Consider the following 26,264-nt stretch of genomic DNA (forward strand, 5'->3'; position numbering starts at 1 on the left):
CTTTTCGAAGTATGAATGTGGTAGTGATTTAACCTTGACAAAGCAACTATTGGTAAATTAGAATTTTAAATGAGGTATTTTTATGGATAATACGGAAAAAATAGTGGACAGACGGCAACTTTTTAAAGATTTGTTTGCCTTCATGGGAAACAAAGTTGCGGATTATGCCAGTAAAAAAGTTGATCGTATAATGCCCAAGGGTGATTACCTGCGACCCCCCGGCGCTGTTGAAGAGTCCGAATTCCTTTCCTTGTGTACCCGCTGTGACGAGTGTATCAAGGTATGTCCTGCAAAAGCTATCAAGAAGTACCACGGACTGATGGATGTGGCTGTGGGCACTCCTGTTATTATGCCCAGGGAGAATCCCTGTGTTTTATGTAATGGGTTATTGTGTATTGCTGCCTGTAAAGAGGGGGCTTTGAAGCCCCTTGAGCATGTCGATAAAGTTAAGATGGGTGTCGCCAGGATTAATCAGTCACGATGCCTTGCATGGGGAGGGCAGGATTGTCAACTATGTTATATAAAATGTCCTTTACGGGGTGATGCGATTTATCAGGAGGATGGTAAGCCCGTGATCAATGAAGAGAAATGTGTCGGCTGCGGAGTTTGTGAATACGCCTGTCATACGATAAATAATACCTGTGCAATTAAGGTTATATCGAAAAGGTAGTTTTCGTTTGAAGAAGTAAAATAAGGATGTGAGTTTATGAAAGGGGATGTGATGTCAGACTGTAAGATTCCGTTTACCTGTGAGCTCTGCGAGAAACAGTTATCGTGTCAATTGGATCAGATAGAGCATAACAAGTGGGCAATTGCCCAACGTATGAAAGATATTAAATATAAAATCGTTGTGATGAGCAATAAGGGAGGGGTGGGCAAGAGCACGGTAACAACAAACCTCGGTGTTGCATTAGCCCGAAAGGGCTATAAGGTCGGAATAGCTGATGCAGATATCCACGGTCCCAACATCCCCATAATGCTAGGTGTGGAGGGAAAAAGGCTCAAGGGCAGCAGTGGTGGCGTGCTTCCTTTGGAAGTGTTACCAAATTTAAAAGTTGCATCACTTTCCTTTTTGATAGAAGACCCCTCAATGCCGGTCATCTGGAGGGATTCCGCAAAATGGGATTTTCTCTGCGAGTTGATGGGAAGCGTGTGCTGGGGAGAATTGGATTATCTTTTGGTGGATTTACCACCGGGAACCGGGAATGAAGCTATCTCTATTATTGAGCTTATCGGGAAGGTAGACGGTTCTGTGATCGTTACAACACCCCAGGATGTGGTGCTGTTAGATGTAAGAAAGGCTGTTGTTTTTTCCCGGGATAGCAATGTGCCCATTATTGGGATTGTGGAGAATATGAGCGGCCTCGTTTGTCCCCACTGTAATACACAGATTGATGTGTTTAAAACGGGTGGAGGGGAGAAGATTTGTGGGGAATTGGGAGTAGAGTTTCTTGGCAAGATACCATTAGATCCCGGGATTACGGAAAAATGCGATAATGGCGAGGCATTTGTAGCTGCCTATCCCAATTCTGAGGCGGCGAAGACTTTTGGTGAAATAGTCAGGAAATGTGAAGTCTTTGTCAGTACCCGCAAAGACGAACTCGGTAAAGTTACCGAATACAGGGAAGTGCCTTTTCTCGGCAAGGTCCCGGTAGATCCGGATTTTGTTGAAAAAATCCAGTAACAACGTGATAATTGAACAATTCAGATGAATTTGCAATACGGATAAAAAATGAGAAAATGGTTTGATTGATGCAATTTCCTGTTGAAGATTTTTCCTTATCTATTCTTAAACGGTAATTTCCTTTTCTGATGCCGTTCCTCTTTTCCATTTCGGAGTATCCTTCCCAAAAATTATTTGACAATGTATTTGGGAATAATCGATGAATTAGTGGTTCCTTCGCAGTAAGGTAGCGCAATGTTTCGTTCAATCAAGAACAAATTAATTTTTCTCTTTCTGATCGCTGTCCTTACTCCATTATTGGTAATGCGGCTTATTGCATATCCTTCGGCACAAAAGGCCATCCAGAAAACGACGATAATCAATTTGCAGCTGATCGGTTCCAAAAAAGTATCTCAGGTGAACGAATGGTTAAACAGATTAAAAAGCGATGCGGAACGCATCGCGCGCAATCCGTTTGTAGTAAATGCAGTGAATTTGACGAAAACGGATACCGATTCCATTTCTCAATTTCTCCTACATATACCATGTGAGGCAGGATTTCACAGGTTTATGATTAGCGATGTGTCCGGTAATGTCAGGTTGTCTACGGATGACAAATTGATAGGGTTAAACATTGTTGATGTTGAAGGTTTCAAGCATGCTGTTGAAGGTAAGACCTATATTTCAGATGTCGCATCCTCTGTTTTCTCTGATTTGGATGAAATCGGGACGGGATCTGAAGGATTACCTGTCATGTACGCCTCAGCGCCAATACGAAATAAGGACGGAGCGGTGACAGGAGTGATACTGTTTCAAGTTGATCTGTCCGTTCTCAATAAAGAAATGCATGAGATGCGGTATGGGGATAGTTATGATGCCTATGTCATCAATCAATATGGCCTGATGATTAGTGAATCCAGGTTTGCCAATCAATTAAAACATGTTGGATTAATCAAGGAGAGAACAACACTGGAATTGGCGGTTGTTGTGCCACAAACCGGGCAATTTACCAAAAGCGTGATTTCTTGTTTAAAGGGTGTTAATGGGTTTGATGTAAATGGCTATACGAACTACCTGGGAGAAAAAGTGGTGGGGGTATGGTATCGGATACCTGAGCTGAAATGGGGTGTCATTACAGAAGTTAGTGCCAGCGAAGTATCTTTAGCCATGAATAATTTAAAGAATCCTATCTTAAAAATTCTCTCTTACCTGACTATTGCGGGAGTGGTTTTGGCGGTTGCCGGGATTACATTTGCCCTGGTGATCGGGCAGAAGATTGCCAATCCGATTATGGAATTGATAACGGCTACACGGAAGATGTCTGCCGGGGATTTGTCTCAACGGGTTATGATAAAGACCGAGGATGAAGTCCGCGAGTTGGGGGATGCATTCAATGTAATGGCTGAATCCGTGCAGGAGAAGACAGCGAAACTGCAGGAAACATCGAATTTTTTAAATAGTATTCTGGTAAGTTCTACCGAGCATTCAATCATAGCGGCTGATCTTGAGGGGAATATCCTGGCTTTTAATGAAGGCGCAAAAAGGATGTTTGGGTATGAGCCGGAAGAATTGATTCGAAGATCGGGTATCCAAATATTGTATACAAATGCAGATGTTGAATCGGGGAAGATGAGAAAGATGTTGGAAACAACGCTGGTTACCGGCAGGTATAAAAGCGAAATGCAATTGGTGCGCAAAAATGGAGAGGTATTTACCGGATATAGTACCTTCACTACACGGCAATCTAGCGGTGGGAAACCGATCGGTTTTGTGCTGATTGCAAGGGATATTACGGAACAAAAATTATTAGAGCAGGAACTCCATAGCTATACAGTGCAACTGGAAAAAATTGTTGAAGAGAGGACGCGAAAATTGAGGGTATCAGAAGAAAAATACAGACGTCTCTTTGAGACAAGTAAAGACGTCGTTTTCTTCTGCGATACGGAATGCCAGTTTGCAGACATTAATCAGGCCGGTGTGGATTTATTCGGATATGAGTCAAAAAATGAGATCCTGAAATTGAACCTGGTTCAGCACTTGTTCTTCAGTCCGGCTGAGGGTAAGGCGATTAAGGAAATGGTATGCAAAAATGGTTTTATCAAGGATTATGAGGTAGAATTAAAAACGAAAGATGGTATCAGAGTGCCCTGCCTGATGACGAGCAATCTCAGACGTGATGAACGGAATAACATTATTGGCTATGAGGGGATTATCATCGATCTAACTGAAAGGAAGAAGTTAGAGCAGGAGAAGGACATCATGAATAACATTAACAAGATTCTCGCTTCAAACCTTGACATTCGGGAAGTATATAAGTCTTTCAGCGAGGAACTGAACAAGGTCATCGATTTTGACCGTATGAGCATTACTCTGCTTGATGAAAAAAGGGAAGAGCTTTTGATTTTTGCTGTTTCGAAAGATTACCGTGGTTCCAGGTTGGAAGAGGGTATGCATTATTCTAAATATGGAACACTGGCCGGGAAAGTTGTGGAAGATGGTGAAGTTTACATGGTTAATGACACGTCGCGGGGACGTTTCTCCACAGATCCGATTTTATTTAAAGAGGGGATCAAATCACGCCTGTCGTTTCCTCTGGTATGCAAGGGTGAGATTATTGGAAGTCTTAACTTCGGAAGTAACAATGTTCATAATTATTCAGAAAACCACGTGGATATTATCAATAAGATCGCTCCGCAACTCGCCATTGCAATTGACAACACATGTCTTTTTGATAAAATTAAGGAGTCTGAGGAAAAGTACAGGAATCTCGTTGAGGATATCGAAGATGTAATATTCAGGCTGGATAAAAAAGGCAGATATCTGTTTCTCAACAGTGCATTGAAGAATGTAACGGGATATGATCCACAGGAATTTTATGAAAACCCTTCCATTCCCATGGAAATGATTCATAAGCACGATGGTGAATTCGTCAGGGAAACAACACGAAAGGTGCTTGCCGGAGAATTAAAAGTATCTAAAGATTTGGAATATAGAATCTATTGTAAGAATGGCGAGGAGTTGTGGATCTCCCAGAATACCTATCCGATCAAAGACAAAAAAGGAAATATTATAGGCATTGAGGGGATTATGCGGGACATAACGGACAGCAAGAGAATCGAAGAACAGATAAGGCGCTCCGAACGGTTGGCCTCGATAGGTGAGCTGGCAGCCTCGATTGCCCATGAAATCCGTAACCCTCTGGGCGCCATATCGAATTCAGTGGGGATGTTGAAAAGAGACTTATCTTTGAAGGATGACGATCAGAAGTTGTTTGAGATGGTTGTGGAGGAAACTGACCGGCTCAATAGTATTATTACCAACTTCCTTACCTTTGCACATCCCGCCGAGTATCATTTCGTCAGGAGTGATATACTTGAGATCATTGACGAAACACTGTTTTTGTTAGAGCAGGATGCGCGGTTTCATGAAGAAATCAGGATTGTAAAAATTTATGAGAATGATATTCCCAGGATTTATGTAGATCGAAATTGGATCAGGAAGGTCTTTTGGAATTTATTGGTAAATTCGATTGATGCAATGCCACGAGGCGGAAAAATCTTCATTCGTGTGAGAAGGCCGAAGGTCCATGACAATAACGAGATAGAAATTGTGGTCGCAGATACGGGAATGGGAATCCCGTCTGAAATTATCAGGAAGATATTTGAGCCCTTTTTCACTACAAAAAAATCAAAAGGCACCGGATTAGGACTTTCCATTGTGCATCGTATCGTAGACAACCATGGCGGCGTAATAGATGTGAAGAGTAAGCAAAACAAAGGGACCATATTTACGGTTAGATTGCCGGTAAAAAATAAACAAATGAAGACCATTTCAGTATAGTTTTCCACAAGGTGTATGTTCCATATTCTGGTTGTTGAAGATCAAAAAAATATGCGAGAATCTCTCGTGATAGCTTTTAAGAGGGCCGGCTATACTGTCGATAGTGTTGAAAGCGGAGAAAAGGCCGTGGAATTTCAAAAAAACCACGTCTGTGATTTGGTCGTCGTGGACCTTAAAATGGAAGCCATGGACGGTCTGGAGGTGCTATCGCTCATTAAACGTATTACTCCATCGACAGAGGTTGTTGTCATGACGGCCTTCGGCACGATTGACAGTGCAATTCAGGCGATGAGGAATGGCGCTTACGATTACGTTACCAAGCCTTTTCAACTTTCTGATATACTTTCCGTGGTTGAACGGGCATTAGAAAAGAAACGCTTGTCAGACAAGGTCAATAGCCTCCAAAAAGGGATTCGGGAAAAGTACAAATTTGAGGGTGTTATTGGCAATTCTCCTGTGATGATGCGGCTCCTGAATATCCTTGTGGAACTGACAAACAGTGAAAGTACTGTCCTGATTACCGGGGAAAGCGGGACTGGTAAGGAGTTGATCGCGCGTGCCATCCATAGCAATAGCCTCAGGGCTGATAAACCATTTGTTGTGGTAAATTGTGGGGCATTGCCGGAGAACTTGCAAGAGAGCGAATTGTTTGGACACGTCCTGGGTTCGTTCACGGGAGCGGTAAAAGATAAAAAAGGTATCTTTTTAGAGGCGCAGGGCGGCACCTTGTTTTTAGATGAGATTGGCGAGACATCGCCTTCGACCCAGGTCAAACTCCTTCGATTCCTGCAAAATGGCGAGATACGGAAGGTCGGTGATAATAAACCAATTTACCTGGATATCCGGATTATTGTAGCTACAAATAAAGATCTTGAGGAGGCTACCAAAAATGGATCCTTCCGAAAAGATTTATTTTACCGGCTTAACGTGATCAGAATTCATTTGCCGCCACTCAGGGAAAGAAAAGAAGATATCCCTCTTTTACTCAACTATTTCGTGAATATGTACTCGAACAAGCTGAAAAAAAGACCGCCGGAGATATCCGGAGATGCACTGACACTACTCTTGAAGTACCCGTGGCCCGGGAATGTCCGGGAATTGGAAAATGTAATTGAGCGGGCTGTTACGCTTGCGAAGGGTAGCCACATAACCATTGCTGACCTGGCGTTGCAAAGCGCATCACCGGCGGATACTGTAAATGTTATGATTGAAATGGGAGGTATCCGGGCTGCCCTGGCGCAGGAGGAGAGAAAGACAATTATTGAATCCCTGCGGAAACACGCCGGAAATCGTAAACAGGCTGCATGCAATCTGGGAATTTCCACGACAACCTTATGGAGAAAGATGAAAGAATATCAGATAGTGTCGAAGACGAGTTATAATACGGAAAATACTTAACGCAGCACTTCCGCGGCTAAATCCCCCTTAACAAAGGATGTGGAGGGGGTTGTAAAAAATTTTTTAAAAGAGGTTTTTACAGGATACTAAAAAGATTCATATCATGAGCATTGTAGATAAATATTTGAGAAGGATAAATCGGCTAAGAATATCGATAACAGACCTCTGTAATCTGCGATGTATTTACTGTAGACCGGAGAGCGGATTGGATCTCTCGAAGCATAAGGATATTCTCACCTACGAGGAGATCGTGACTGTTGTGCGGCATGCCGTAAAATTGGGGATTAAAAGTTTTCGCCTGACAGGTGGAGAACCGCTTTTCAGGAAAAATATAGAATACTTACTTCAGATGTTAGGAAATGTTCAAGGTATCGAAGATCTTGCCATGACGACCAATGGTATCTATCTGAAGAACTATGCAAAGATGCTAAAGGAAATCGGGTTATTCAGATTAAACATCAGCCTCGACAGTTTGGATGAGGCAAAGTTTGAAGAGATCACAAGGGGTGGGAAATTAAGAGACGTCTTGGATGGGATTGAGGAAGTACTTCATCTGGGATTTAAAAATACAAAGATTAACGTGGTTGCCATGAAGGGAATTAATGACGACGAATTCGGGGAGTTTGCGAGACTTACCCTGGAACGCGACCTCGAAGTCCGTTTTATTGAGTACATGGCAATGAATAAAGAGAATCTGGCCTCCGGGGACAAATATATACCTATGGCTGATATTATTGATATCATTGAAAGGAATAACGAACTCATATCGCTTCCTCCGCCCATGCTTGGCAGTGGCGCTGCAAAAACATACAAGATCAGGGGCGCTATGGGAAAACTTGGATTTGTGTCTGCAGTAAGCCAGCCTTTTTGTAATTCGTGTAACCGCCTCCGCTTGACCTCTGACGGGAAGCTGCGCTCTTGCTTGTTATCCGGAGGCGAGATTGATTTAAAGACCATTCTGCGAAACAATCCCACCGAACAGCAACTTACCGATGCCTTTCTCCGTGCGGCAAACCTGAAACCTTCTGTGCATTCCGGCAAGGGGCACGTCGTGATGCACCAGGTGGGGGGATGAATAGTATCTTCCAAAAATAATTTTGACATTCCCTGCTCAAAACATACAGGGACAAGTTTTAGCAAAAAATCAGCGGAAGAAAACTTATTATAATGCAGGAGATTCCGAAACAATACTGAAACCAGGTTCAGCACATGGTTCGGAATGACAAAAGTGGAAAATGTCATGCTTAATCCTGATTTTCATTAGGACAAGCTTATTGCAGCATCTCCTATCAGAAAATACCCTTCCGACTTGTTCGGGTTAGGTTTTTTCCCAACCATTATTGCAGTACAGAAACCCGCATCCATTTCCTCTTAAGTTCATTCGAAAATGTTTCATTTGCCGCTTCCATAAAAAGCATAGGTTTTGTCATTCAGCCATACGCGGGGAATTCCGATACAACAACTCCTTAATCAAAAGAATGCGCAGTAATTCTATAATATGTATCGTAAACGTCTCAAATAAGTTAACATGCTGTTCTTTTTGTGTCATTTCCACTGGATTCCTGCTTTTGCAGGAATGACAGCTTTCCCTTTTTGTTTACTATACGGGTCTTTCGATTCTAAGTAATTTGCATATGCAAATTATTTGATTTGCATAATATTTATTTTATGGTATATTCATAGCGATGCATGACCGCTGCTAAAGAACCCCCTCTTTTTCCTTCCTTCGCAAGGGGGGGAACACAGGGGGGTGTTAAAAAAACTTGCTAAAGAGAAATAAGATGATTAGTTCAAAAGAAATAAGAGAACTCCGTGAAAAGATGGGGGCAACTCAGGCTGAATTTGCCAAAGCCCTGGGGGTGAGCTTTTCAACCGTAAGCAGGTGGGAAAGCGACAAGGCACAGCCTACCGATACACAGGAAGAACAGCTTATTGCGTTGAAACAATTGCTCGAAAATAAAGAGGTTGCCATTGATGCCAAAAAGCTGAAAAAGATGCTCGCCTTGATGGGCATTGGCGGGGTTATTGCTATTGCAATAGCCGCCGGATTATCAATCTCCAACCCGTTAGGCGCTGCCATATCTTCCCTGATAAAAGGCTCCGCAACAGGGAAGCTCCTGGATTTGTTTAAAAAAAACAAGAAGCATGCCGATAAACATTAGTTCCTTACAAAAAATATTTTGACATTTTCAGGAAAAATATTTTTATCAAAAACCGGAGTACCAGGTAATATCAAGCCCCGTACTTGATACGGGGTAATTTGTAATGTAACTAACTTTTAAAGTTTTTAGAAGACTAATCCGAACGAGTCGGAAGAGTATTTTTTGATAGGAGATGCTGAAATAAGTTCAGTATGACATTTTGCGTTTTGTCATTCCGAACTTGTTTCGGAATCTCTTGTATTATATTAAGTTTTCTTCCGACTCGTTCGGGTTAGGAATTGGAGGACAATACGGTGAAGAATATCATTTCTAAAAGACTCGACAAAGACAAACTCTATGGGACAATATATGAAGCCCTGGATGAAATATTTGAGTATCGGAAAGAGTTCAAACAAAAATACCCAAGGAAAGCAGGAATGACAGAAAAAATTAAAAATAAAATGAAACATCCATGAGCCGTTGCTCACAAAGAGAGAAGATTTTTTAGTTTCTGCCTTTTATTATTTTTTGTAACACTTTAGTTCTTTGAAAAATTAACAAGCGATTTTATAGGCCAACCCAGAAGGCGTTTTTACCGTAAGAGCGTTAAAACGCAAAAAAACGCTGGCGTCAGTTTGCCATTTATGGTATAAAGGGCTTCAGAGAAAAGGAATCTGATTATGAAGCCTATCCTATTCCACTACCGTTCACGAGAACTGCATGCAGACGATATAGCCTTTATCAAGGCTCTCACTGAGCGTCATTTTCTCAGAGGGCGAAGTTATATTTCCCGTGAACTCTGCAAGAGCTGGAACTGGATGCAGCCCAATGGCAAGTTGAAAGAATACGCAGCACGAGACCTCCTTCTGAGATTGGAAGAGCAGGGATTGGTTTCGCTTCCGTCACGAATACGGCCGAAAAACAATCTCAAACCCAAGGTCTTTGATCAGATGCCCCTTTTCGTCAAAAGAACACTGGAAGGTGCCATCACCGAGTATGAAACCCCGACGGTCCAGGTGGTAAGAGACCATCAAGAGAGGTACCTCTGGGGTTATCTCCTTCATCACTACCACTACCTCGGATGTCCCCGGCTTGTTGGCGAACACATCAGGCACATCGTACATATCGGCAACCAGGTCGTTGCCTGTCTTGGATGGGCAAGTGCCGCATGGAAGGTCAAAGACCGTGATCGTTTCATCGGATGGGATGAGTCTACCAAACGGACACACTTGCATTTGATTGCAAGTAACGTGCGATTTCTCATTCCACCCTGGGTTATGATCAAACACCTTGCATCCAAGGTATTATCCCTCGCCCTCAGGCGTTTGTCACATGACTGGAAATCCGTCTATGGCCATCCCGTGTATTTGGCTGAAACCTTTGTTGATACTGCACGGTTTCAAGGCACCTGCTACCAGGCAGCCAATTGGATGCGTGTTGGTAAAACCAAGGGGAGTGCAAAACGGGGCAATCGCTATCAGTATCATGGCCAACCTAAGGAACTCTACCTGTATCCTCTCCACAAAAATTTCCGGAGGTTTCTTACTCATGACCAGGGATGAAGCCATAGCTATTTTGGAGATGGACAGAGAGGATGCGATTCAAGCTATCCTGATACTGGCCGAGAAAGCAGAGAAATATGACCGACTCTGCGATCAACCGAGACCAACTACCCCTCCCGGCATGACACCGCCGTATCTCAAACCCACAAGCAAAAGGAAAAGACGGCCTTGTGGCAGGAAACACGGACATAAGGGGATTTCCCGGAAACGGCCGGAAAAAATAACTGCCTATCAGACACATACCCTCAAGAGTTGTCCTGATTGCCACCAGCCACTGCAAAATCCGGTAAGAACGTATAAGCGATACATCGAAGATATCCCACAGATTGATCCGGTCGTGACTGAACATACGGTTCATGGTTCCTGGTGTTCTTGTTGTAGAAAGATTGTCCAGCCTACGGTCACAGACGCGTTGCCAAATGCCCGACTCGGATTGCGCCTCGTTGTCTTTACCGCCTGGCTTCATTACTTAGTCGGCATAAGTATAAACAATATCGTAAAGATGGTTTCCGTATTTTTCAACTTTCACATAAGCGCCGGTGGTTTAACCCAGGCTTGGAAGTCCCTTGCAACACTCCTGGAATCACGGTATAACGATATTGGACAAAAAGTCTCCGCAAGTGCCGTTTTACACGCAGATGAAACAGGGTGGCGGTTGAACGGGAAAACCCATTGGTTGTGGTGTTTTACCACCAAAACCCTCTGCTACTACCTCATAACACGCAATCGGGGATCGCCTGTCATAAAAAAGTTCTTAGGCAGACTATTCAAGGGCATCCTGATTTGTGACTTCTGGGGCGCTTATAACAAGATAAACGCACTGGCAAAGCAGCGGTGTTTCTATCATCTGTTCACGGAACTGGTAAAAGTCGACACATACAATCGGTCAATTCCATGGAAAGCTTTCCGGAAAAAACTCTCTCGTGTGCTCAAAGACGCATTGCGGTTATCGGAGGAAAAGAACCATTTGAGTCCAGAATGCTTTCTTCGGTTGAAAAAGAGATTACATTATCGGCTTGAACAGTTTTTGATAACACCCTATCAGGATAAAGACGCACAAAGACTGATCAAACGTCTGAATCGCCATAAAGAGGAACTCTTTACGTTCCTGGAACATGAGGGCGTGAGTCCCTATAATAACCATGCTGAGCAACAGATGCGAAAGCCGGTATTGACTCGAAAGATCTCACAACAAAATCGTTCTGCTCAAGGTGCGAATACCCAGGCTATCCTTATGACATTGCTTCGCTCTGCGGAATTACAAGGTGCTAATCCCGTTGAAAACCTTCTGGCAATTGCCAAAAACGCCCTGACGGTAAAAACGCCTTCTGGGTTGGCCTATAAAATCGCTTGTTAATTTTTCAAAGAACTAAAGTGTTACGATTTTTTTTCTTTGTGACCTTTGTGTCTTTGTGTGAAAAAAAACAATTTTCGGGTGAAAATTCTCTTACCATCAAGCTCGTGAAAAAGGGAGAGGCGCACATGCAGTATTTCACTGCTTTCATTTTCTCCATATTCTTATTCATTTCAGGCAATCTCCTGGCATCGCCACCGATGATTTCCGGTGGAGGTTATCACAGCCTTGCCCTGAAATCAGACGGTACTGTCTGGTCCTGGGGACGAAATAATTTCGGACAACTTGGAAACGGGAAACATTCTAAAAAGAACATACCAGTATTAGTAAAAGAACTTGAAGATGTGATTGCCATTGCTGCCGGAACATGGCATAGCATGGCGCTAAAATCCGATGGCACCGTGTGGACATGGGGACTCAATAATTATGGACAACTCGGCGATGGAACCTTTAGAAACCGGAAAACACCGGTGCAGGTAAAGAATCTTACGGACGTCATCGCGATTGCAGGCGGTTACCTGCACAGTCTGGCTCTGAAATCGGACGGTACCGTGTGGGCATGGGGGAGCAACTGGAGCGGACAGCTGGGGAATGAAACCATCGTGGGTGCCTCAGAAATACCGATTCAGGTAAACAGCCTCTCAAATATTTCTGCAATTGCCTGTGGCGGTGACCATAGCCTTGCCATACGATCATCAGACGGCACCATCTGGGCATGGGGAAACAACTTTTATGGACAGCTAGGAAACGGGTCTGGCACAAACACTACCGCGCCAGTGTTAGTTAATGGACTGAGCGATGTATCAAAAGTAAATGGGGGATACATTCACAGCCTTGCATTGGTATCGGACGGAAGCGTATGGACATGGGGAAATAACCGGTACGGACAGTTGGGAGACGGGTCGACACGGGAAGAAAGACGCACTCCGGTACAGGTAATGAATATCGATAGTATAACCAGCATATCTGCCCGGGGATGGCACAACCTTGCCTTACATTCGGAGGGAAAGGTGTTTTCGTGGGGAAATAATTCCAATGGACAATTGGGAGACGGGACACGTACCGAAAGGCATATTCCTGTTGAGGTTAAAGAATTAGAGGATATTACCGATATTAGTACAGGCTGGCAGCACAGCCTCGCCTTAAAATCGGATGGGACGGTTTGGGCCTGGGGAGATAATAAATTTGGGCAGTTGGGAGATGGGACTTTTAAAGACAGGAAGACACCAGTACCAGTGAAAAATTTCAGTGTAAATTATGATTAAACCAAAATAGAAATATTAGACCGCGTTCTAGATTGCACCTACAAAATTCTGAATTCTATAAATTTTGCGAATAGCCCTGGCGCGGCGTAGCTGCAACAAAATAACCACCCCTGTTTTCCCCTCCTTAGCAAGGAGGGGATCAAAGGGGAGGTAAAAATTTACTAAAACTTGTCCTCATGAAACGTGTCCCTGCAAAGAGGGGAATGGGGAAAAGGTAACAATTTAGATTTTTGAAAAATCCAAGGAAAACGGCACACAGCCCTGGTAGGGGTGACCTGTTTGTAGTAATAGAAATAAAATTCGATATTGTAAAAAGCTCCGTAGGCGCGGCCTGTACTATGCCTAACCCGAACGAGTTGGAAAAGTATTTTCTGACAGGAGATGCTGAAATAAGCTTGTCCTGATAAAAATCAGGATTCAGCATGACATTTTCCGCTTTTGTCATTCCGAACCATGTGCTGAACCTGGTTTCAGTATTGTTTCGGAATCTCCTGCACTATAATAATTTTTCTTCCGACTCGTACGGGTTCGTTTCTTAAAAACTATAGAAAGTTCGTCATATTACAAATTGGCTTATATACCTTGTATTACAAGGCATTTCAGTTCTTAATAAAAATATTTTTGCCGGAAATGACAAAATTATCTTTGGAAGCCTATTGGGGCTGCGTTGTTCATTTTTTCCCCAAAGTTTTTCAAAAGGCTAAATTGGTATGGGAAAAGAAGTTTTTACGCTGTCATACTAATAAAGGACACAGATGCTGAAATTATTAAAAACAAACCCATGGATTGGATACGCAATAGTTGCCAGCGTTATGCTGTGTTTTATTGCCGTAATCTTCGTGCTGGATATTAACCCGCTAAGGAAACCGGTGAAGTAGGATGAGGTTCTACAGGTGTGCAGAGAAGTCGTGGAAAAGACCGGTGATATACCTGCATCTGACGGCAAGATGGAGGATGTAAGGCAGGTGGTGCATTTTCTCAGCAACACCCTTAAATCCCTTGAAAAAGAACACGTAATGCAGGCAATACCAGAATTGTCCGAACTGGGAAAACAGTTTGAAAAGGCCATCAGTAGCTGGGGAACGGTTACAACTTCAGTTGATAGCAGTCAGTAGTCAGCCGTCAGTTGACTGTTGACAGTTGAAAAGCAAGAAAAGAAAATTTCAATGAGGCTATGGAAATTTATAGTATAGGAATTTTCATCCCCCATTTACATGGGGGCAGGTTTATTTAAGCGGTTTCTGGGTGGCACGGACAAACTTTGTTTGTCCGTGCTTATCTTAACTTGATCGTATAGGAATTTTCATTTTTTTAATGCGGGTTTGCGGGAAGGCGTTGTTGTAAGGCCTGTAATTACAAATAGATATGGCTGTGTCTCTGGTTGCTAAACGTTAATAAGAGCATTTACGGGCCTGTCTGCCCTGCCGGCACAAACAGGGAATGGAGGGTTGAGCTTCGCTTTCTCTTCGAGTTGTACCTTAACCCAACTTACCAATGTTGAAATTATCCGATGAAGAACCCACCCCTTACCCCTCCCGAGAGGGGAATAGATGAAATCCCCTCTCGGGAGGGGGGTAAGGGGTGGGTAAATAATAAATGAACACAGAGGTACAAATTGTGTCATATCTTGTGGGAGAAAAGAGTCCGCCGCAGGCGATATGTTCAGCATATGGTTTACTGCTCGCTCCCAAACTCCTTCCCCATTTTCATGAGGACATGGTTTGGGAGTGTAATGGACGAGAAACTCAGTTTCTTTGCAATGATGTTCCTAAACAGATGCTTCAACAGGTTCAGCACATGGTTTGGGAACAAGGAGTGGCGGTTTATTTAAAGGCAATTTTTCAAACAGCTAAGATGTTACCATAATCGGAATATTCCTGGCGCTGTAATGTCATAATAAAATCCCCTTAGAAACTAAGGGGATTCAGGGGGTTGTCTACTCACACAACACCATACGGAACTATTGTAAAAAAACAACAACATGAAGAAAAATTTCCTGTTTATCGTTCTATTGTTTCATTTAATGTGGTATGTGAATACAGCCACTGCTCAGAGCGGTTCTGAGCTGGTAATCAATGGCGTGGTAAATGATACTATTAATAACGCTGTATCAAAGGAGCAAGTGGACAAAATATCGAATGCCATGTCAAAGGCAGCGGATGTATATTATTCCGCTAAATCATCTGCCATAGAGACACAAAGACTTTTAAGCGGTACGGCAACGCAAGGAACCCAACAAACACAACAAACAAAAAGGCGCAGTAAGATACTGGAGATTTTGAAGAAAATCGAGACTGTTTTTCTGGATGCATCGTTAAACAGCAACAACCACCAATAGGAGACCAATTATGTCATGGCTAAACATCCGGGGGAAGATATACCATTGCCTGAAATGTCCTGAGATTATTAAGGTCGAATACGAGGGAGGCGCTTGCTTAACACAAATCGGAGATGATCGGGTATATGAACAAATGGCGCTAACGCAAAGGTATGGCCAACCAACAGCAAATCCTGATGTTGAAGGCTATTACCTGCATGATGAAGTCATTTGTGAGACGTGTTTTAAGGAGCGTTATATAAAAGGTGGGCAATATGAAGTTGCAATGCATATGGAAGCCCTTTGTAATCGTCTTTCGGGAATTAAGGATAAACATGCAGAGAACATCAGAAAAGCGACTGAATCAGCATTCAATAATTGGTTAGAAAACATTTCGCCGGGTAATTTTCGTGAAATAAACACATCAGCCTTTGATAAAACAATCGGCCTGAAAATATTTACATTGCGGGGAAAGCGCAGGGACTTAATAGGACAATTTGTCTCCAGCGCCAAAGATTCAATAATTTTTTTTATTTACAATCAGGTTAATAGTGATACATCTCTTCAGGAGGTAATCGGACAGTACGCTTTGGAAATACAACCAGTCATTGAAAACATAAAAAAATTACTGGCCGATCTTAAAGGAAAAATCTTTATGGCACACAGAATAAATAAGCCGGAAAATTTGAACGACTATGTCCGGTATGAAATGACGACAAGGACTCCCGTAGAATCAACGCCGGACAAAACCGTTTTTTATGATACGAACATGAGTAAGCATGATATCACAGAATTTATGAATTTCTGCGACCCTTCAAACCAGATTGAAATCGATGAGGACAAATGGATAGGTAAATTAAAAAACAGGCTGGAAGCGTTACAGGGTTAAACAGAAAACAGACGATAATGGCAATCCGAGGTATTTTGAATTTCAAAGAGTAGGATGGGTCAAGCGAAGCGGACCCATCACAAAGCTGATCACCTGCGTTCCTCTTAACCATCGTGAACTTTAGATGCAATAAAAATTATTTTTACTTTTTTCAACGAAAGGGGTTAAATATGGCTGCTCGTGATTGTGACGTGTGTGGCGGTCGTGGATACACGAATGAAATATGTCCCTTCTGTAATGGCAGTTCTTCCAAGTATGTTGATGATGGGAATGAGGAAGATTAAATGGATAGCTCCACAAAATATACCATGTATGTTTTGGAAAAATTGATACTGCATTTCTGAATGCAGAGCAGGATGGTAACAATCACAGAACAGAATGTAAGCAGGTAAAAATACTACGATGTAGTACTGTATTTTTTAGAATTTAATGGAGAATAAACTTATGGAGTTAGAAAACAAAAATAATATACAGACTCAAATAGTTTCTCATCCACTAACAAAAATGGAATTTGAAGACCTGTTTAATAACAACAGGAAATTGTTTAATCTTTATAGTGAGTTTATAAAACAGAAGATTGGGAATTCGCTTGGATTGCCTCTGGATATCGTTAAAACAATTACACTAGGTAAAGCATCAAGTGGAGAATTTGTAATCTTTTCTGAGAATGTTTTCAAAGGGCTCAAAGAAGGTAGATATTATCAGCCTGTATCCAAAAAAGATGGATTGGTTTCTACGGTAGCGCATAATAGTAAGGATGGTACAATTGTAGAGCATGGGAGAGTAGGTCGCAGAATGACATCGGTGCTTAGCGTTGGGATCGGGGTTGCACATGCTATTAGTAATCTTGATATGCAGAATCAATTAGAGGAAATAAAGGATGCCGTAGACAGGATACATAGATTTCAGTTGTCGAATAGAATTGGTGATCTCAAAGGTGTTTATGATACGTTACAAAACTGGTTAGATAGGGTATCAAGGGAGGGTTTAACTGTAGTAAATCAAATAAAAGGACAGGATATTTCAGAACGTTTAGATAAGTTAGAACAACAATTTTTTGAAACGGCAAAATCAGAACTTGAAACAGTCAAGAATCCCGCTGATTATGGGCGAGGCAAAATGGAATTCATTAAACATATAAAATTCATTTTCACAAAAACACCGGAACAGAAAGCTAGGGAAAAATTAAAAGCAGTGTTTGAAGATTTACAATATACAAAAATTTGTAATTTTCTAAATATGGTAGTTTGCGGGGAGCTTGAAGATGTTAATGCTTATCAAAGATCTAGTGAGCGATTATACTTAAAATTTGAGAAGATATATAATGAGCTTGATAGAAAGTGTCAATATTCAACAGAAGTATATCGAGCTTTAAAAGAAGGAGATATTTTAGTGCAAGAATTAAATTGTATTGATAAACGCCGAAAACCTGAATTATCTATTGAGGTTGAATCTGATGGAGAAAGGAGAAGTTAATATGTCTCAAGAAAAGAAAAATTGTAAGGAATGTGGAATGCTTTTTACCCCTGGTCCGAATAATTCTGAATATTGTCCAGAACATCAAAGGAAGAAAACTTCTATTTTGAGTTATATTAAAGCAGGAGGGATGATTGCAGGAGGTGTAATAGCATATATTTTTCTTGCGCCATTTTTGGGCAATAGGGATGATGATGCTTCTATTTGAGGATTTTGTTTTTGTGTTTAATACTGTGCTATACTTTATTTGAAAAATAATATTTGGTGGTAATCCGCTATGCCAAGGTCGTGGGGTGTGGGCCTTTAATCAAGCGCAAGGATTGGGTGTGTAATAAATTTAAATAGCAAAATTAAAGCCCTTCTCTATAAAGTACTGGGGAGGTAATTTATGCTCAAAGGATGGCCAATAATTTCACAATTAGAAAATCAAGACCCTTATTTACCAATTGATTCTAAACACGTAGAACAAATTTGTAATGAATTGTCAACTTTTAACAATGAACTTAAAAACGATCTAATCAAGCTGCTCCGTTCTAATAAATTTGGTAAATGGGCTTCTGGATTAAACGGAGAATACAAAACATCTGACGAAAAACTCTTCAATTGTTATTTCTCAAACCAAGCCTTTTCTCCAGATGTGCTATCAAGACCTCCACGACATTTAGGTGGACCGATATGTGCGGTCTTGTTTTACTTATCATTTGATTTACAAAATATGCTTATAGAGCATATGAGAAGAATATCAAGTGCTAAGATAATTCCATTCAGTAATGATGAAAAAAATTTAAAAAGCAAACATCGTATTTACCAATTCGTTGAATTTGAACAAGTAATACGTGTAATTAAATCGGTTCAATATGAGTTAGAAAGCTTTTACTCGATGTCGGAAAACATTTTTTGTAACAACGCTCAGATCTTAAAGCCTCCCACAAATAATTGGTCGTTCGACTTTGAACAATTACAAGAAACAGTATTATTAGGATTTATGCGAGGACCTGAAGGTATAATCAATCGGGGAATCCTAAGTAGTGCAATAGTAGCTGCGGGCGTTATTCGTTCACATTTAGAAGCAGTTCTTTTTAGAAATGATTTTCAAGCATCCTTAAATATGCAAAATTTAATAAATGCAAAAAAAATGTGATGAAGCACTAAAAATTCATAAAAACAATGGCAATTTACATAATAACGAAATTACATGGGTAGAAAAAACTTATGGATTATTATCAGGTTCGGTGCATCAGGGGTTAGCGCTGTCGCGAGGTGAAATTTGGATGATGATCCGTGTTGTTAAGCATATTTCGAATAAGCTCTTAAATAAAAATTTAAAAAAAATTCGGATAACTTTATGAAAAACATTATTGTAGTCGCTGATAAAGATTTAAAAAGTTTCGGAAGAGAACTTGTTCATGCAATATCGAAAACAAAAATAGCAAAGGCATCATTGTTTACACCTAAACAATATACCGATAACGAATATCAAATCGGAGGTACTCAGTGTGTCATCTTCTTGGGGAAAAATGATGTGTCAAAAGATTTCATTCCCTTAATTCAAAAGAAATATGAGAAACACGGCATTGTTTGGGGATATGACGCTTCAAAGACTGTAGTTTATATTGAATCTACTAATGTGGATTTAGATAATTTGAAAAAGGAATTTAGCCTAATTAAAGAAGAAAGAAAAGCTTCTTTTGATAAAACTTGGATTTGCGGAAATGCTATTATTGACATATTGTTGTACGAATTATGGTTTAAATGGTTCGATCCAATTTATTGGATTTCTTATTTAATAAAGTACAAAAAGAAAATAAAATTAACAAAAGAATTACAAATGAAACTTGGAATCATCTCATTTTTAAAAGACGGATTTGATGAATTTGTAAAGGTTGATTTGACATGAATAACTTCAAAGATTCGTTTCAAAAGACAATGGAATCTTTTGGCGGTTCTTATGGAAGCTATGGTGGCGAAAATTATGTAAATGAGGTTCAAGAAGAAATTGAAAAAACAGTTCACAAAATAATTGAAATTGGAAATACTAAGGTGTACCCCATTGTCTAGACAATTATTTAATAAAAATAAGATAGAATTTTAGTATTGTTTATGCGAAGTATCTTTTAATTATTTGATGAGCAGGAAAACGGAATGGAGCGGAGCGGAATGGAGTTTTTCTGCTCATCCGCTGTGCATTTCTCCGTTCTTGCTTTCTTGCCATTTTTACCCGGTCAGTTCAAGAGTATTTACCATCTCTCCTTTCCGTGCCTTTTTGTTACTACAATACAGCGTTGCTGGCGCTCTGTATTCAAGCGACTGATGTAATCTCTCGTTGTTATAAAAATCAAAATACCTCCTTAAACCATCCACTGCCTCTCTTACCGTCTTATAGTCTTTTAAATACACCTCCTCGTATTTTATCGACCTCCACAAACGCTCTATAAAAATGTTATCAAACACTCGTCCCCTTCCATCCATGCTGATCTTTACCCCGGCTCCCTCTAATTTCCCAGTAAACGCATTGCTCGTAAACTGCGATCCCTGGTCCGTGTTAAATATCTCAGGGCATCCCTTCCTTATTGCCCTGTCTAATGCTTCCAGACAAAATCCCACATCCAGGGTTATTGATGTCTCCCACGACAGCACATACCGACTATACCAGTCCATTATTGCCATGAGATATACATACCCCTGATTGAGCCGTATGTACGTTATATCCGCACACCACACGTGATCTGGATACTCTATACTCAATCCTCTGAGTAAATATGGGTATTTCTTGTGTCCTTCACCTCCTTTACTTAGCCAAGGCTTCGGATAGATCGCATATAATCCCATCTTCCTCATTAACCGTTTTACCCTCTTAGGGTTTACCTCATGCCCTTCCTTTCTTAACCATGCCGTCAACCGCCTTACCCCATAAAACGGATACCCCGTATAATACTCATCTATCAGGTTCATCAATTGAAGATTATATGCACTCTCACCAATCGCCTTATAATAAAAGACTGAACGGGATATCCCCAGTAACTCACACTGCCGACTTACACTTATCTCCTCATTTTCTGGCTCTATTAACCTCTTCCTTTCCTCAACCGTTGATCCCAACTTTTTTTTTCAGCCAATCCAGTTCAACCTTCAATTGCCCTATCTGCTGGTACAACGACGCACGCAATTCATCCTCCTTTCTGGCATCTTGCACCTTCTTCAGCGAAAATATCCTCGGTATCTCTTCTATTACCTGCTTCTTCCACTGTGCTATCTGCGTTGGGTGTACCCCATATTGCCCTGCTAGCTCGTTTGCAGTCTTCTCCCCCTTTATCGCTTCTATCGCTACTCTCGCCTTAAATTCCCCATTATATTGCTTCCTCTCCACCTCTTATTTTATACCCCCTTTCCAAACCTTTTTCTCTTCCATGCCTGCCTTTAGCCAGGCATGATTTTCTATCTTAACATACTGTCCAGTTTTTGGGGTACATTATATACCGACAAAAATATTCATTATATTAAAGGAGATATTGCCGAACCGTGGCATGCTGGAACTACCAATATTTATGCAGTTACAAAGGGCATAGAAGGAATTGATGCAGTAGTACCAAGAGATAGAACTCCGATCGATATTACTGCCTATAGTCCAATTGAATATTTAAAAGAACAACTAAAAGCACAAGTAAAATATTATAAAACTCCAGAAGCTACGGTAAAAGCGATAAGCAATCCTAAATATGATGGACTAATAAAGATTGTCCCATCCGATCAATTAGAAGCTGTCAAAGAAGCTGCATATCAACTGTACTTAAAGAATCTCCAGACAAGACCTGAAATGGCAAATCAATATCTGCATACCTATCAAGCAGCAACGGATAGGCTAAGCCTGGAAAATGCGCATAGTACACCCCTTTCTGAAAAGGAAGCACTTGCTATTGCTAAAGAAATTATCAAGGATAAATTTGATCCTGAAAGACATGGCCTAAATACACTGAATTTTATCAGTTGGTCAGATATTGCACGCCAATCAGGAGAAGCAGCCCTTAATGCCGCCGTCATTACTGCCGTTTTAAAATCGGCTCCACATCTATGGACAACCTTAAAGACCTTTCTTGACGAAGGGAGAGTAAATAAAGAATCACTTCAAAAACTCGGATTCTCAACCTTGAAAGGTTCTTCAGAAGGCGCCCTGAGAGGTGGAATTTCTGCTGCATTAACTGCTTCATGTAAAGCGGGTCTTTTAGGAGAGGCTTTTAAAAATGTTGCTCCCACAGTAATTGCCGCTGCCACTGTTGTTGCTTTAAATACAATGCGTAACTCAATAGCATTATATGAAGGCAAATTGTCCCCTGGACAGTTTGCAGAAACCTGCATACGTGATGTTTTTGTAATAAGCTGTGGTGTTTTAGGGGCAAGCACGTTCCAAACGATTATACCTATACCACTTCTCGGCGCTCTTGTGGGTAATTTTATAGGAAGCACGTGTGCCGTGTTAATTTTTGAAGGGAGCAAATCCGTTTTCTTATCATTCTTTATTGAATCTGGTATTTCTTTCTTTAATATCGTTAAACAAGATTACATTATCCCACGGGAAATCCTTGAAAGATGTGGCTTTGATTTAATTCAGATTGATAAGATCGAACTTGATACAATCGAATTAGACACTATTAAACTGGACAAACTTAATTTAAGCACATCCAAAACGGAAGGTATTGACATTACGTTATTGAAAAGAGGGTTGATTAACGTTAATACGATAGGATATGTATATTAAGCAGAGAACGGGCGATCGGATCAGGTCTTTCTTTTTGATGTAACGAGTTTCGCAGGTTGGGCGGGAATAATTTGAATCGTTGAGTTTCGCTCCATTCAACCCAAACTACGTAATTGAAACACACCCCTCTAACCCCTCTCAAGAGGGGAATAAACCTGTCCTCTACTTCGGTTGAGGAAAATCCCTCCCGGGAGGGGTGCAGGGGTGGGTAAATTTCACCTCATAAATCTTTTCGAAAGGAAGGTTACCATGAGTACGATTAAGAAAGTCGTAAATATTGCCAAAAAGAAATTAGGCCGCAGTGTGAATGAGGCGAAGGATTGGATAAGACAGGAAATCAAAAAGCTTACCGAAGGCGAAATCACACTAACGGAAGGTTTTATTAATGACTGCATCAGCGAATTCACACAAAACCATTCGGTCGAATTACATGATGGGTGTCTTGTATACAGTGGAGAAAACCTTATACCGGTTGCAAAGAAAATTGAGGTTACGTGTGCGTATGATTCGTGCGATTTTCGTAACGATACGAAGGCGATAATCATCAAACTCTTAGACCTCAAACCTTTTTACCTGAAACCGGCATTACTTGCGCTCCCCATAAAATTTCCATTTATAAAAACTTCAAAGAATGCAGAGGACACAAGATTGGTCACCTGCCATCTGAACGAAATCCCTTCACTCAAGGACAACAAGATACTGAACAGCCCATTTATGAAGTATCTCACGATAGAATACCTGAAATGCGAAGAGGGCAAGGTCACGATAAAACTGGGGAGGGCAGGAACCCTGGAAGACGTTATCAATGATGCTGTGGCAATTGTATCAAAACAGGAATAATTTGAATCGTTGGGTTTCGCTTCGCTCAACGCAAACTCAATAATTTGAAAACAGGTCTATATTTTCTGACAGTCTGTTGACTTTCCATTTCAATTCTGCTAGCTTTAAAATATAATTTCCCTGATGGGACTTGATTATGTTACAATGATTCACCGAAAATTCAGAGAAATACATAAATAATGACTTTAAAACGGAAGATAAATTATGAAATTACTTAATTGTCGGATTTTACTCAGGAAGGAACCAGAGGGCGGTTATACAGTAATTGTTCCTAGTTTGCCAGGCTGTATTACATATGGAGATACTATTGATGAGGCAATCAAAATGGCAAAAGAAGCAATTGGGCTGTATATAGAAAGTTTGAAAACACATGGTGAAGAAATACCTACCGAGGAGGATACCTTAGAATATACCTTAACGATAAAATCTCATGCCTAAACTTTCCCCCTCTTACTCCTCAACAGGTCATTAAGCTCATTGAAAGAAAAGGGTTTATTCTTGATAGGACAAAAGGCAGTCATCATATTTACTACCACCCAGAAAACAAAAGAAGGGTTGTTATCCCATTTCATAAAAAAGACCTGCCTATAGGAACCTTGCATGAAATTTTAAAACAAGCAGGTATAAGTCGGGAAGAAATACACGAACTTCTGAAATAATAATTCAAAATGCTTATTGAGTTTGCTCAGCAAATATCAATATATTGTACTGACACTCCCCAAAATACCCCTGCTAATGATAATTTGCTGTGTGAACTCAATAAGCATTTTTTGTAATAAGCTGTAGTGTTTTAGGGGCAAGCACGTTCCAAACGATTATACCCATACACTTCTTGGTGCTCTTGTGGGTAATTTTTAGGGAGCACATGCGCCGGGGGTAGAGTAGGGCCGCATCTTAAAAGTTAAATAATCATACTTTTATTTAATAATATTTAACAGGTTGTCCGGGAATTCAACGACAGCCACAAGCGATGTGACCCTGTGAACTTCTCTATGCCATGTTTATCAGTAATTTTCCATTGACAAATATTTTACAATTAAGTAAACATAAACAAATGCGTACAGTAAAGCAAAAAGATTGAAATAATTACGGAGTTAAAATTATGATAACGATAAAGAAAGAAGCGCTGGAAGTAATTTCCAGGCTGCCTGATTCAGCTAATATGGACGATATTATGTATCATCTTTATGTTTTAGATAAAATTAGAAAAGGGCAAGAAGCGATAAAAGACGGTAAAATCATTTCAGTTGAAGAATTGAAAAAAGAAATGAAATCATGGTAGTCTGGTCTATTCCTGCAAAACAGGATTTGAAGGAGATATATGATTACATAGCAAGAGACTCGAAATATTATGCAGAAAAGGTTTCGCAAGGCATTGTAGAAAAATCTGAACTGTTACATAAATTTCCCAAAATTGGAAGAGTTGTTCCCGAAATTGGCGAAGCGAATATTCGGGAAGTGATTGTCTACTCATATCGTCTTATCTACGAAGTATCATCCGATAAAATTGAAATTCTCACACTAATTCATTGCAAGCAGGATTTTTCATCGGCAAGTTAAATCTTTTTATTCATAATTGCCTTGAGTGCTTTAACTGATTTTTGATAATCGTCACCACTGCCTCCTCTATCAACATAAAAAAATCAATGCTTCGCTTAATTTATCAGCGCGATTCTTTGCTTAATTACAGCAGGCTCAAGTTTGCATGTCTGTGCGTAACTGCACACAAGCAGGCAACATTAACCCACTGATGGAAATTATCAAATATAAATTTAATCCCGAAAGACACAGCTTAAATTAAGGGTATTTATCGGTTGGTCCGATATTGCCCGCCAATCGGGAGAAGCAACCCTTAATGCTGCCGTCCTTACCGCCGTTTTAAAATCGGCTCCACATCTATGGACGACCTTAAAGACCTTTCTTGACGAAGGGAGAGTGAATAAAGAATCACTGCAAAAACTTCGGCGGGTTCAGGTTTATAACCTGAACCCATGAATTTATATGGAGAATAGCGCTGTATACAATCGATAGCAAAGTAAGCAGTATAAAGCATGGGTTCAAGTTGAAAACTTGAACCCGCGGATGAAGTTTTTAAAAATGTTGACCACTATCGCCATTGCCTTGCCTTTTTAACACAGGGAACAGACTGGAAATACTGAAAGGCAACCGCAAAGGTCAATTTAGTATCAGAATCAATGATCAGTGGCGCATCTGTTTCATATGGCGGGACGTGGATGCCTATGAAGTAGAAATAGCGGACTATCATTAGAGAGAGGTGTGTCATGAAGAAAAAGTTACATCCTGTACATCCCGGCGAAGTCCTTTTGGAAGAATTCCTCAAGCCAATGGATATAAGTCAGAACAGCCTCGCGCTTAATATTGGTGTGCCAGCGCGGAGGATTAATGAAATTGTCCTTGGCAAGCGTGGAGTAACTGCTGATACTGCCCTCAGACTCGCAAGGTTTTTTGGAACATCTGCGGAGTTCTGGCTTGGTTTGCAAGCACAGTACGATTTAGATGTTACTGCTGAGAAGCTTGGCGAACGATTGGAGCAGGAAGTACAGAGATATACGAAGGTTGGATAAAGCTGAAAAACCAGCATTCCGAAGTCTTTATCACGGGAAGATGAGAGAAGAAATATTTTCAGTGATCATGATGGCCGCATTTCGTTTCTGAAAATTTTGGGAAAAATGTCGGACAGGTTTGAGGTTGAAGTTTATGCCTATGTTCTCATGAATACTAAATCGTGGTTTATTAATCTATCTT

The 26,264-nt window shown here is 40.8% G+C and carries 28 protein-coding genes and 1 pseudogene; 28 read left to right on the forward strand and 1 reads right to left on the reverse strand.

Annotation, left to right across the window (positions count from 1 at the left end; translation table 11 throughout):
- The first annotated feature begins 82 nt into the window (after nucleotides 1–82).
- The 20 genes from BROSI_RS13915 to BROSI_RS19975 all read left to right on the forward strand — a co-directional run bounded on the left by BROSI_RS13915 (nucleotide 83) and on the right by BROSI_RS19975 (nucleotide 19,963).
- Nucleotides 83–670 carry a 4Fe-4S dicluster domain-containing protein gene (locus BROSI_RS13915; protein WP_052564405.1) on the forward strand — a complete coding sequence of 196 codons (588 nt, stop codon included), beginning with the start codon at nucleotides 83–85 and terminating at the stop codon, nucleotides 668–670.
- A gap of 36 nt (nucleotides 671–706) precedes the next feature.
- The gene (locus BROSI_RS13920) at nucleotides 707–1,684 is read left to right on the forward strand and encodes an Mrp/NBP35 family ATP-binding protein (RefSeq protein ID WP_230400691.1); all 978 of its coding nucleotides are present in this window, start codon (nucleotides 707–709) and stop codon (nucleotides 1,682–1,684) included.
- 234 nt (nucleotides 1,685–1,918) lie between these two features.
- Nucleotides 1,919–5,503 carry a PAS domain S-box protein gene (locus BROSI_RS13925; RefSeq protein ID WP_052564406.1) on the forward strand — a complete coding sequence of 1,195 codons (3,585 nt, stop codon included), beginning with the start codon at nucleotides 1,919–1,921 and terminating at the stop codon, nucleotides 5,501–5,503.
- 15 nt (nucleotides 5,504–5,518) lie between these two features.
- Complete coding sequence (locus BROSI_RS13930) at nucleotides 5,519–6,901, forward strand: sigma-54-dependent transcriptional regulator (RefSeq protein ID WP_052564407.1); 1,383 nt, start codon at nucleotides 5,519–5,521, stop codon at nucleotides 6,899–6,901.
- A 103-nt stretch (nucleotides 6,902–7,004) separates the two neighbouring features.
- Nucleotides 7,005–7,976, forward strand: a complete 972-nt coding sequence (moaA, locus tag BROSI_RS13935; protein ID WP_082059216.1) for a GTP 3',8-cyclase MoaA — start codon at nucleotides 7,005–7,007, stop codon at nucleotides 7,974–7,976.
- Nucleotides 7,977–8,682: 706 nt separating this feature from the next.
- Entirely contained in the window at nucleotides 8,683–9,063 is a 381-nt protein-coding gene (locus BROSI_RS13940) for a helix-turn-helix domain-containing protein (RefSeq protein ID WP_052564409.1), read from the forward strand.
- A gap of 293 nt (nucleotides 9,064–9,356) precedes the next feature.
- The gene (locus BROSI_RS19970) at nucleotides 9,357–9,518 is read left to right on the forward strand and encodes a hypothetical protein (protein ID WP_157842544.1); all 162 of its coding nucleotides are present in this window, start codon (nucleotides 9,357–9,359) and stop codon (nucleotides 9,516–9,518) included.
- A 204-nt stretch (nucleotides 9,519–9,722) separates the two neighbouring features.
- Nucleotides 9,723–10,604 (forward strand): Druantia anti-phage system protein DruA, encoded by an 882-nt coding sequence (locus tag BROSI_RS13945; RefSeq protein WP_052564410.1) that lies wholly within the window; start codon nucleotides 9,723–9,725, stop codon nucleotides 10,602–10,604.
- Nucleotides 10,591–11,961: an IS66 family transposase gene (tnpC, locus tag BROSI_RS13950; protein WP_052564411.1), complete on the forward strand. Its 1,371-nt coding sequence runs from the start codon at nucleotides 10,591–10,593 to the stop codon at nucleotides 11,959–11,961. Before BROSI_RS13945 ends, tnpC begins: the two co-directional genes overlap by 14 nt.
- A 125-nt stretch (nucleotides 11,962–12,086) precedes the next feature.
- Nucleotides 12,087–13,223 carry an RCC1 domain-containing protein gene (locus BROSI_RS13955; RefSeq protein WP_157842545.1) on the forward strand — a complete coding sequence of 379 codons (1,137 nt, stop codon included), beginning with the start codon at nucleotides 12,087–12,089 and terminating at the stop codon, nucleotides 13,221–13,223.
- A gap of 755 nt (nucleotides 13,224–13,978) precedes the next feature.
- Nucleotides 13,979–14,101, forward strand: coding sequence for a hypothetical protein (locus BROSI_RS21045; RefSeq protein ID WP_261338855.1), 123 nt, complete (start codon nucleotides 13,979–13,981; stop codon nucleotides 14,099–14,101).
- A 15-nt stretch (nucleotides 14,102–14,116) separates the two neighbouring features.
- Nucleotides 14,117–14,338: a hypothetical protein gene (locus BROSI_RS13960; RefSeq protein ID WP_052564412.1), complete on the forward strand. Its 222-nt coding sequence runs from the start codon at nucleotides 14,117–14,119 to the stop codon at nucleotides 14,336–14,338.
- A gap of 481 nt (nucleotides 14,339–14,819) precedes the next feature.
- Nucleotides 14,820–15,089: a hypothetical protein gene (locus BROSI_RS13965; protein ID WP_052564413.1), complete on the forward strand. Its 270-nt coding sequence runs from the start codon at nucleotides 14,820–14,822 to the stop codon at nucleotides 15,087–15,089.
- A gap of 115 nt (nucleotides 15,090–15,204) precedes the next feature.
- Complete coding sequence (locus tag BROSI_RS13970) at nucleotides 15,205–15,561, forward strand: hypothetical protein (RefSeq protein ID WP_052564414.1); 357 nt, start codon at nucleotides 15,205–15,207, stop codon at nucleotides 15,559–15,561.
- 10 nt (nucleotides 15,562–15,571) lie between these two features.
- Nucleotides 15,572–16,429: a hypothetical protein gene (locus tag BROSI_RS13975; protein WP_052564415.1), complete on the forward strand. Its 858-nt coding sequence runs from the start codon at nucleotides 15,572–15,574 to the stop codon at nucleotides 16,427–16,429.
- Between the two features lie 444 nt (nucleotides 16,430–16,873).
- A complete protein-coding gene (locus BROSI_RS13980) occupies nucleotides 16,874–17,905 on the forward strand; it encodes a hypothetical protein (RefSeq protein WP_052564416.1) in 1,032 nt (343 codons plus the stop codon).
- Nucleotide 17,906: 1 nt separating this feature from the next.
- The gene (locus tag BROSI_RS13985) at nucleotides 17,907–18,113 is read left to right on the forward strand and encodes a hypothetical protein (protein WP_052564417.1); all 207 of its coding nucleotides are present in this window, start codon (nucleotides 17,907–17,909) and stop codon (nucleotides 18,111–18,113) included.
- Between the two features lie 180 nt (nucleotides 18,114–18,293).
- Nucleotides 18,294–19,046: a hypothetical protein gene (locus BROSI_RS13990; protein ID WP_052564418.1), complete on the forward strand. Its 753-nt coding sequence runs from the start codon at nucleotides 18,294–18,296 to the stop codon at nucleotides 19,044–19,046.
- Between the two features lie 204 nt (nucleotides 19,047–19,250).
- Nucleotides 19,251–19,802, forward strand: coding sequence for a hypothetical protein (locus BROSI_RS14000; protein WP_052564420.1), 552 nt, complete (start codon nucleotides 19,251–19,253; stop codon nucleotides 19,800–19,802).
- Complete coding sequence (locus BROSI_RS19975; RefSeq protein WP_157842546.1) at nucleotides 19,799–19,963, forward strand: hypothetical protein; 165 nt, start codon at nucleotides 19,799–19,801, stop codon at nucleotides 19,961–19,963. Before BROSI_RS14000 ends, BROSI_RS19975 begins: the two co-directional genes overlap by 4 nt.
- A 156-nt stretch (nucleotides 19,964–20,119) precedes the next feature.
- On the opposite strand, the gene BROSI_RS19215 is transcribed toward BROSI_RS19975, so the two are convergent.
- Nucleotides 20,120–21,272, reverse strand: a protein-coding gene (locus BROSI_RS19215) for an IS3 family transposase (RefSeq protein ID WP_420886059.1) whose coding sequence is annotated in 2 segments (ribosomal slippage) — nucleotides 20,120–21,005 and nucleotides 21,004–21,272 — 1,155 coding nt in all. Because the reading frame shifts where the segments join, the coding sequence is not laid out codon by codon here.
- A gap of 60 nt (nucleotides 21,273–21,332) precedes the next feature.
- Here BROSI_RS19215 and BROSI_RS14015 point away from each other — a divergent pair.
- From BROSI_RS14015 to BROSI_RS14040, 8 genes and pseudogenes are all read left to right on the forward strand, one after another.
- A complete protein-coding gene (locus BROSI_RS14015) occupies nucleotides 21,333–22,658 on the forward strand; it encodes a hypothetical protein (RefSeq protein WP_052564421.1) in 1,326 nt (441 codons plus the stop codon).
- Between the two features lie 249 nt (nucleotides 22,659–22,907).
- Complete coding sequence (locus tag BROSI_RS14020) at nucleotides 22,908–23,498, forward strand: hypothetical protein (protein ID WP_157842547.1); 591 nt, start codon at nucleotides 22,908–22,910, stop codon at nucleotides 23,496–23,498.
- A 204-nt stretch (nucleotides 23,499–23,702) separates the two neighbouring features.
- Nucleotides 23,703–23,936, forward strand: coding sequence for a type II toxin-antitoxin system HicB family antitoxin (locus BROSI_RS14025; protein WP_200891754.1), 234 nt, complete (start codon nucleotides 23,703–23,705; stop codon nucleotides 23,934–23,936).
- 29 nt (nucleotides 23,937–23,965) lie between these two features.
- Nucleotides 23,966–24,157 carry a type II toxin-antitoxin system HicA family toxin gene (locus tag BROSI_RS21450; protein ID WP_420886085.1) on the forward strand — a complete coding sequence of 64 codons (192 nt, stop codon included), beginning with the start codon at nucleotides 23,966–23,968 and terminating at the stop codon, nucleotides 24,155–24,157.
- A gap of 443 nt (nucleotides 24,158–24,600) precedes the next feature.
- Nucleotides 24,601–24,780: a hypothetical protein gene (locus BROSI_RS14030; RefSeq protein ID WP_052564424.1), complete on the forward strand. Its 180-nt coding sequence runs from the start codon at nucleotides 24,601–24,603 to the stop codon at nucleotides 24,778–24,780.
- A complete protein-coding gene (locus tag BROSI_RS14035; protein ID WP_052564425.1) occupies nucleotides 24,774–25,058 on the forward strand; it encodes a type II toxin-antitoxin system RelE/ParE family toxin in 285 nt (94 codons plus the stop codon). The genes BROSI_RS14030 and BROSI_RS14035 overlap by 7 nt, the downstream gene beginning before the upstream one ends.
- A gap of 577 nt (nucleotides 25,059–25,635) precedes the next feature.
- Nucleotides 25,636–25,767: pseudogene (locus tag BROSI_RS21455) on the forward strand (type II toxin-antitoxin system RelE/ParE family toxin); the annotation flags it as partial.
- 13 nt (nucleotides 25,768–25,780) lie between these two features.
- Nucleotides 25,781–26,083: a HigA family addiction module antitoxin gene (locus tag BROSI_RS14040; protein ID WP_052564426.1), complete on the forward strand. Its 303-nt coding sequence runs from the start codon at nucleotides 25,781–25,783 to the stop codon at nucleotides 26,081–26,083.
- Nucleotides 26,084–26,264 lie beyond the last annotated feature (181 nt).

Origin of the sequence: Candidatus Brocadia sinica JPN1, from assembly GCF_000949635.1 — a bacterium.
GTDB classification, from domain to species: Bacteria; Planctomycetota; Brocadiia; order Brocadiales; family Brocadiaceae; genus Brocadia; species Brocadia sinica.

Bases quoted from the DNA above. Each gene is read 5' to 3' on its own strand.
- BROSI_RS13915 (WP_052564405.1), top strand. From the start codon at position 83: ATGGATAATACGGAAAAAATAGTGGACAGACGGCAACTTTTTAAAGAT.
- BROSI_RS13920 (WP_230400691.1), top strand. From the start codon at position 707: ATGAAAGGGGATGTGATGTCAGACTGTAAGATTCCGTTTACCTGTGAG.
- BROSI_RS13925 (WP_052564406.1), top strand. From the start codon at position 1,919: ATGTTTCGTTCAATCAAGAACAAATTAATTTTTCTCTTTCTGATCGCT.
- BROSI_RS13930 (WP_052564407.1), top strand. From the start codon at position 5,519: ATGTTCCATATTCTGGTTGTTGAAGATCAAAAAAATATGCGAGAATCT.
- moaA (WP_082059216.1), top strand. From the start codon at position 7,005: ATGAGCATTGTAGATAAATATTTGAGAAGGATAAATCGGCTAAGAATA.
- BROSI_RS13940 (WP_052564409.1), top strand. From the start codon at position 8,683: ATGATTAGTTCAAAAGAAATAAGAGAACTCCGTGAAAAGATGGGGGCA.
- BROSI_RS13945 (WP_052564410.1), top strand. From the start codon at position 9,723: ATGAAGCCTATCCTATTCCACTACCGTTCACGAGAACTGCATGCAGAC.
- tnpC (WP_052564411.1), top strand. From the start codon at position 10,591: ATGACCAGGGATGAAGCCATAGCTATTTTGGAGATGGACAGAGAGGAT.
- BROSI_RS13955 (WP_157842545.1), top strand. From the start codon at position 12,087: ATGCAGTATTTCACTGCTTTCATTTTCTCCATATTCTTATTCATTTCA.
- BROSI_RS21045 (WP_261338855.1), top strand. From the start codon at position 13,979: ATGCTGAAATTATTAAAAACAAACCCATGGATTGGATACGCAATAGTT.
- BROSI_RS13965 (WP_052564413.1), top strand. From the start codon at position 14,820: ATGAACACAGAGGTACAAATTGTGTCATATCTTGTGGGAGAAAAGAGT.
- BROSI_RS13970 (WP_052564414.1), top strand. From the start codon at position 15,205: ATGAAGAAAAATTTCCTGTTTATCGTTCTATTGTTTCATTTAATGTGG.
- BROSI_RS13975 (WP_052564415.1), top strand. From the start codon at position 15,572: ATGTCATGGCTAAACATCCGGGGGAAGATATACCATTGCCTGAAATGT.
- BROSI_RS13980 (WP_052564416.1), top strand. From the start codon at position 16,874: ATGGAGTTAGAAAACAAAAATAATATACAGACTCAAATAGTTTCTCAT.
- BROSI_RS13985 (WP_052564417.1), top strand. From the start codon at position 17,907: ATGTCTCAAGAAAAGAAAAATTGTAAGGAATGTGGAATGCTTTTTACC.
- BROSI_RS13990 (WP_052564418.1), top strand. From the start codon at position 18,294: ATGCTCAAAGGATGGCCAATAATTTCACAATTAGAAAATCAAGACCCT.
- BROSI_RS14000 (WP_052564420.1), top strand. From the start codon at position 19,251: ATGAAAAACATTATTGTAGTCGCTGATAAAGATTTAAAAAGTTTCGGA.
- BROSI_RS19975 (WP_157842546.1), top strand. From the start codon at position 19,799: ATGAATAACTTCAAAGATTCGTTTCAAAAGACAATGGAATCTTTTGGC.
- BROSI_RS14015 (WP_052564421.1), top strand. From the start codon at position 21,333: ATGATTTTCTATCTTAACATACTGTCCAGTTTTTGGGGTACATTATAT.
- BROSI_RS14020 (WP_157842547.1), top strand. From the start codon at position 22,908: ATGAGTACGATTAAGAAAGTCGTAAATATTGCCAAAAAGAAATTAGGC.
- BROSI_RS14025 (WP_200891754.1), top strand. From the start codon at position 23,703: ATGAAATTACTTAATTGTCGGATTTTACTCAGGAAGGAACCAGAGGGC.
- BROSI_RS14030 (WP_052564424.1), top strand. From the start codon at position 24,601: ATGATAACGATAAAGAAAGAAGCGCTGGAAGTAATTTCCAGGCTGCCT.
- BROSI_RS14035 (WP_052564425.1), top strand. From the start codon at position 24,774: ATGGTAGTCTGGTCTATTCCTGCAAAACAGGATTTGAAGGAGATATAT.
- BROSI_RS14040 (WP_052564426.1), top strand. From the start codon at position 25,781: ATGAAGAAAAAGTTACATCCTGTACATCCCGGCGAAGTCCTTTTGGAA.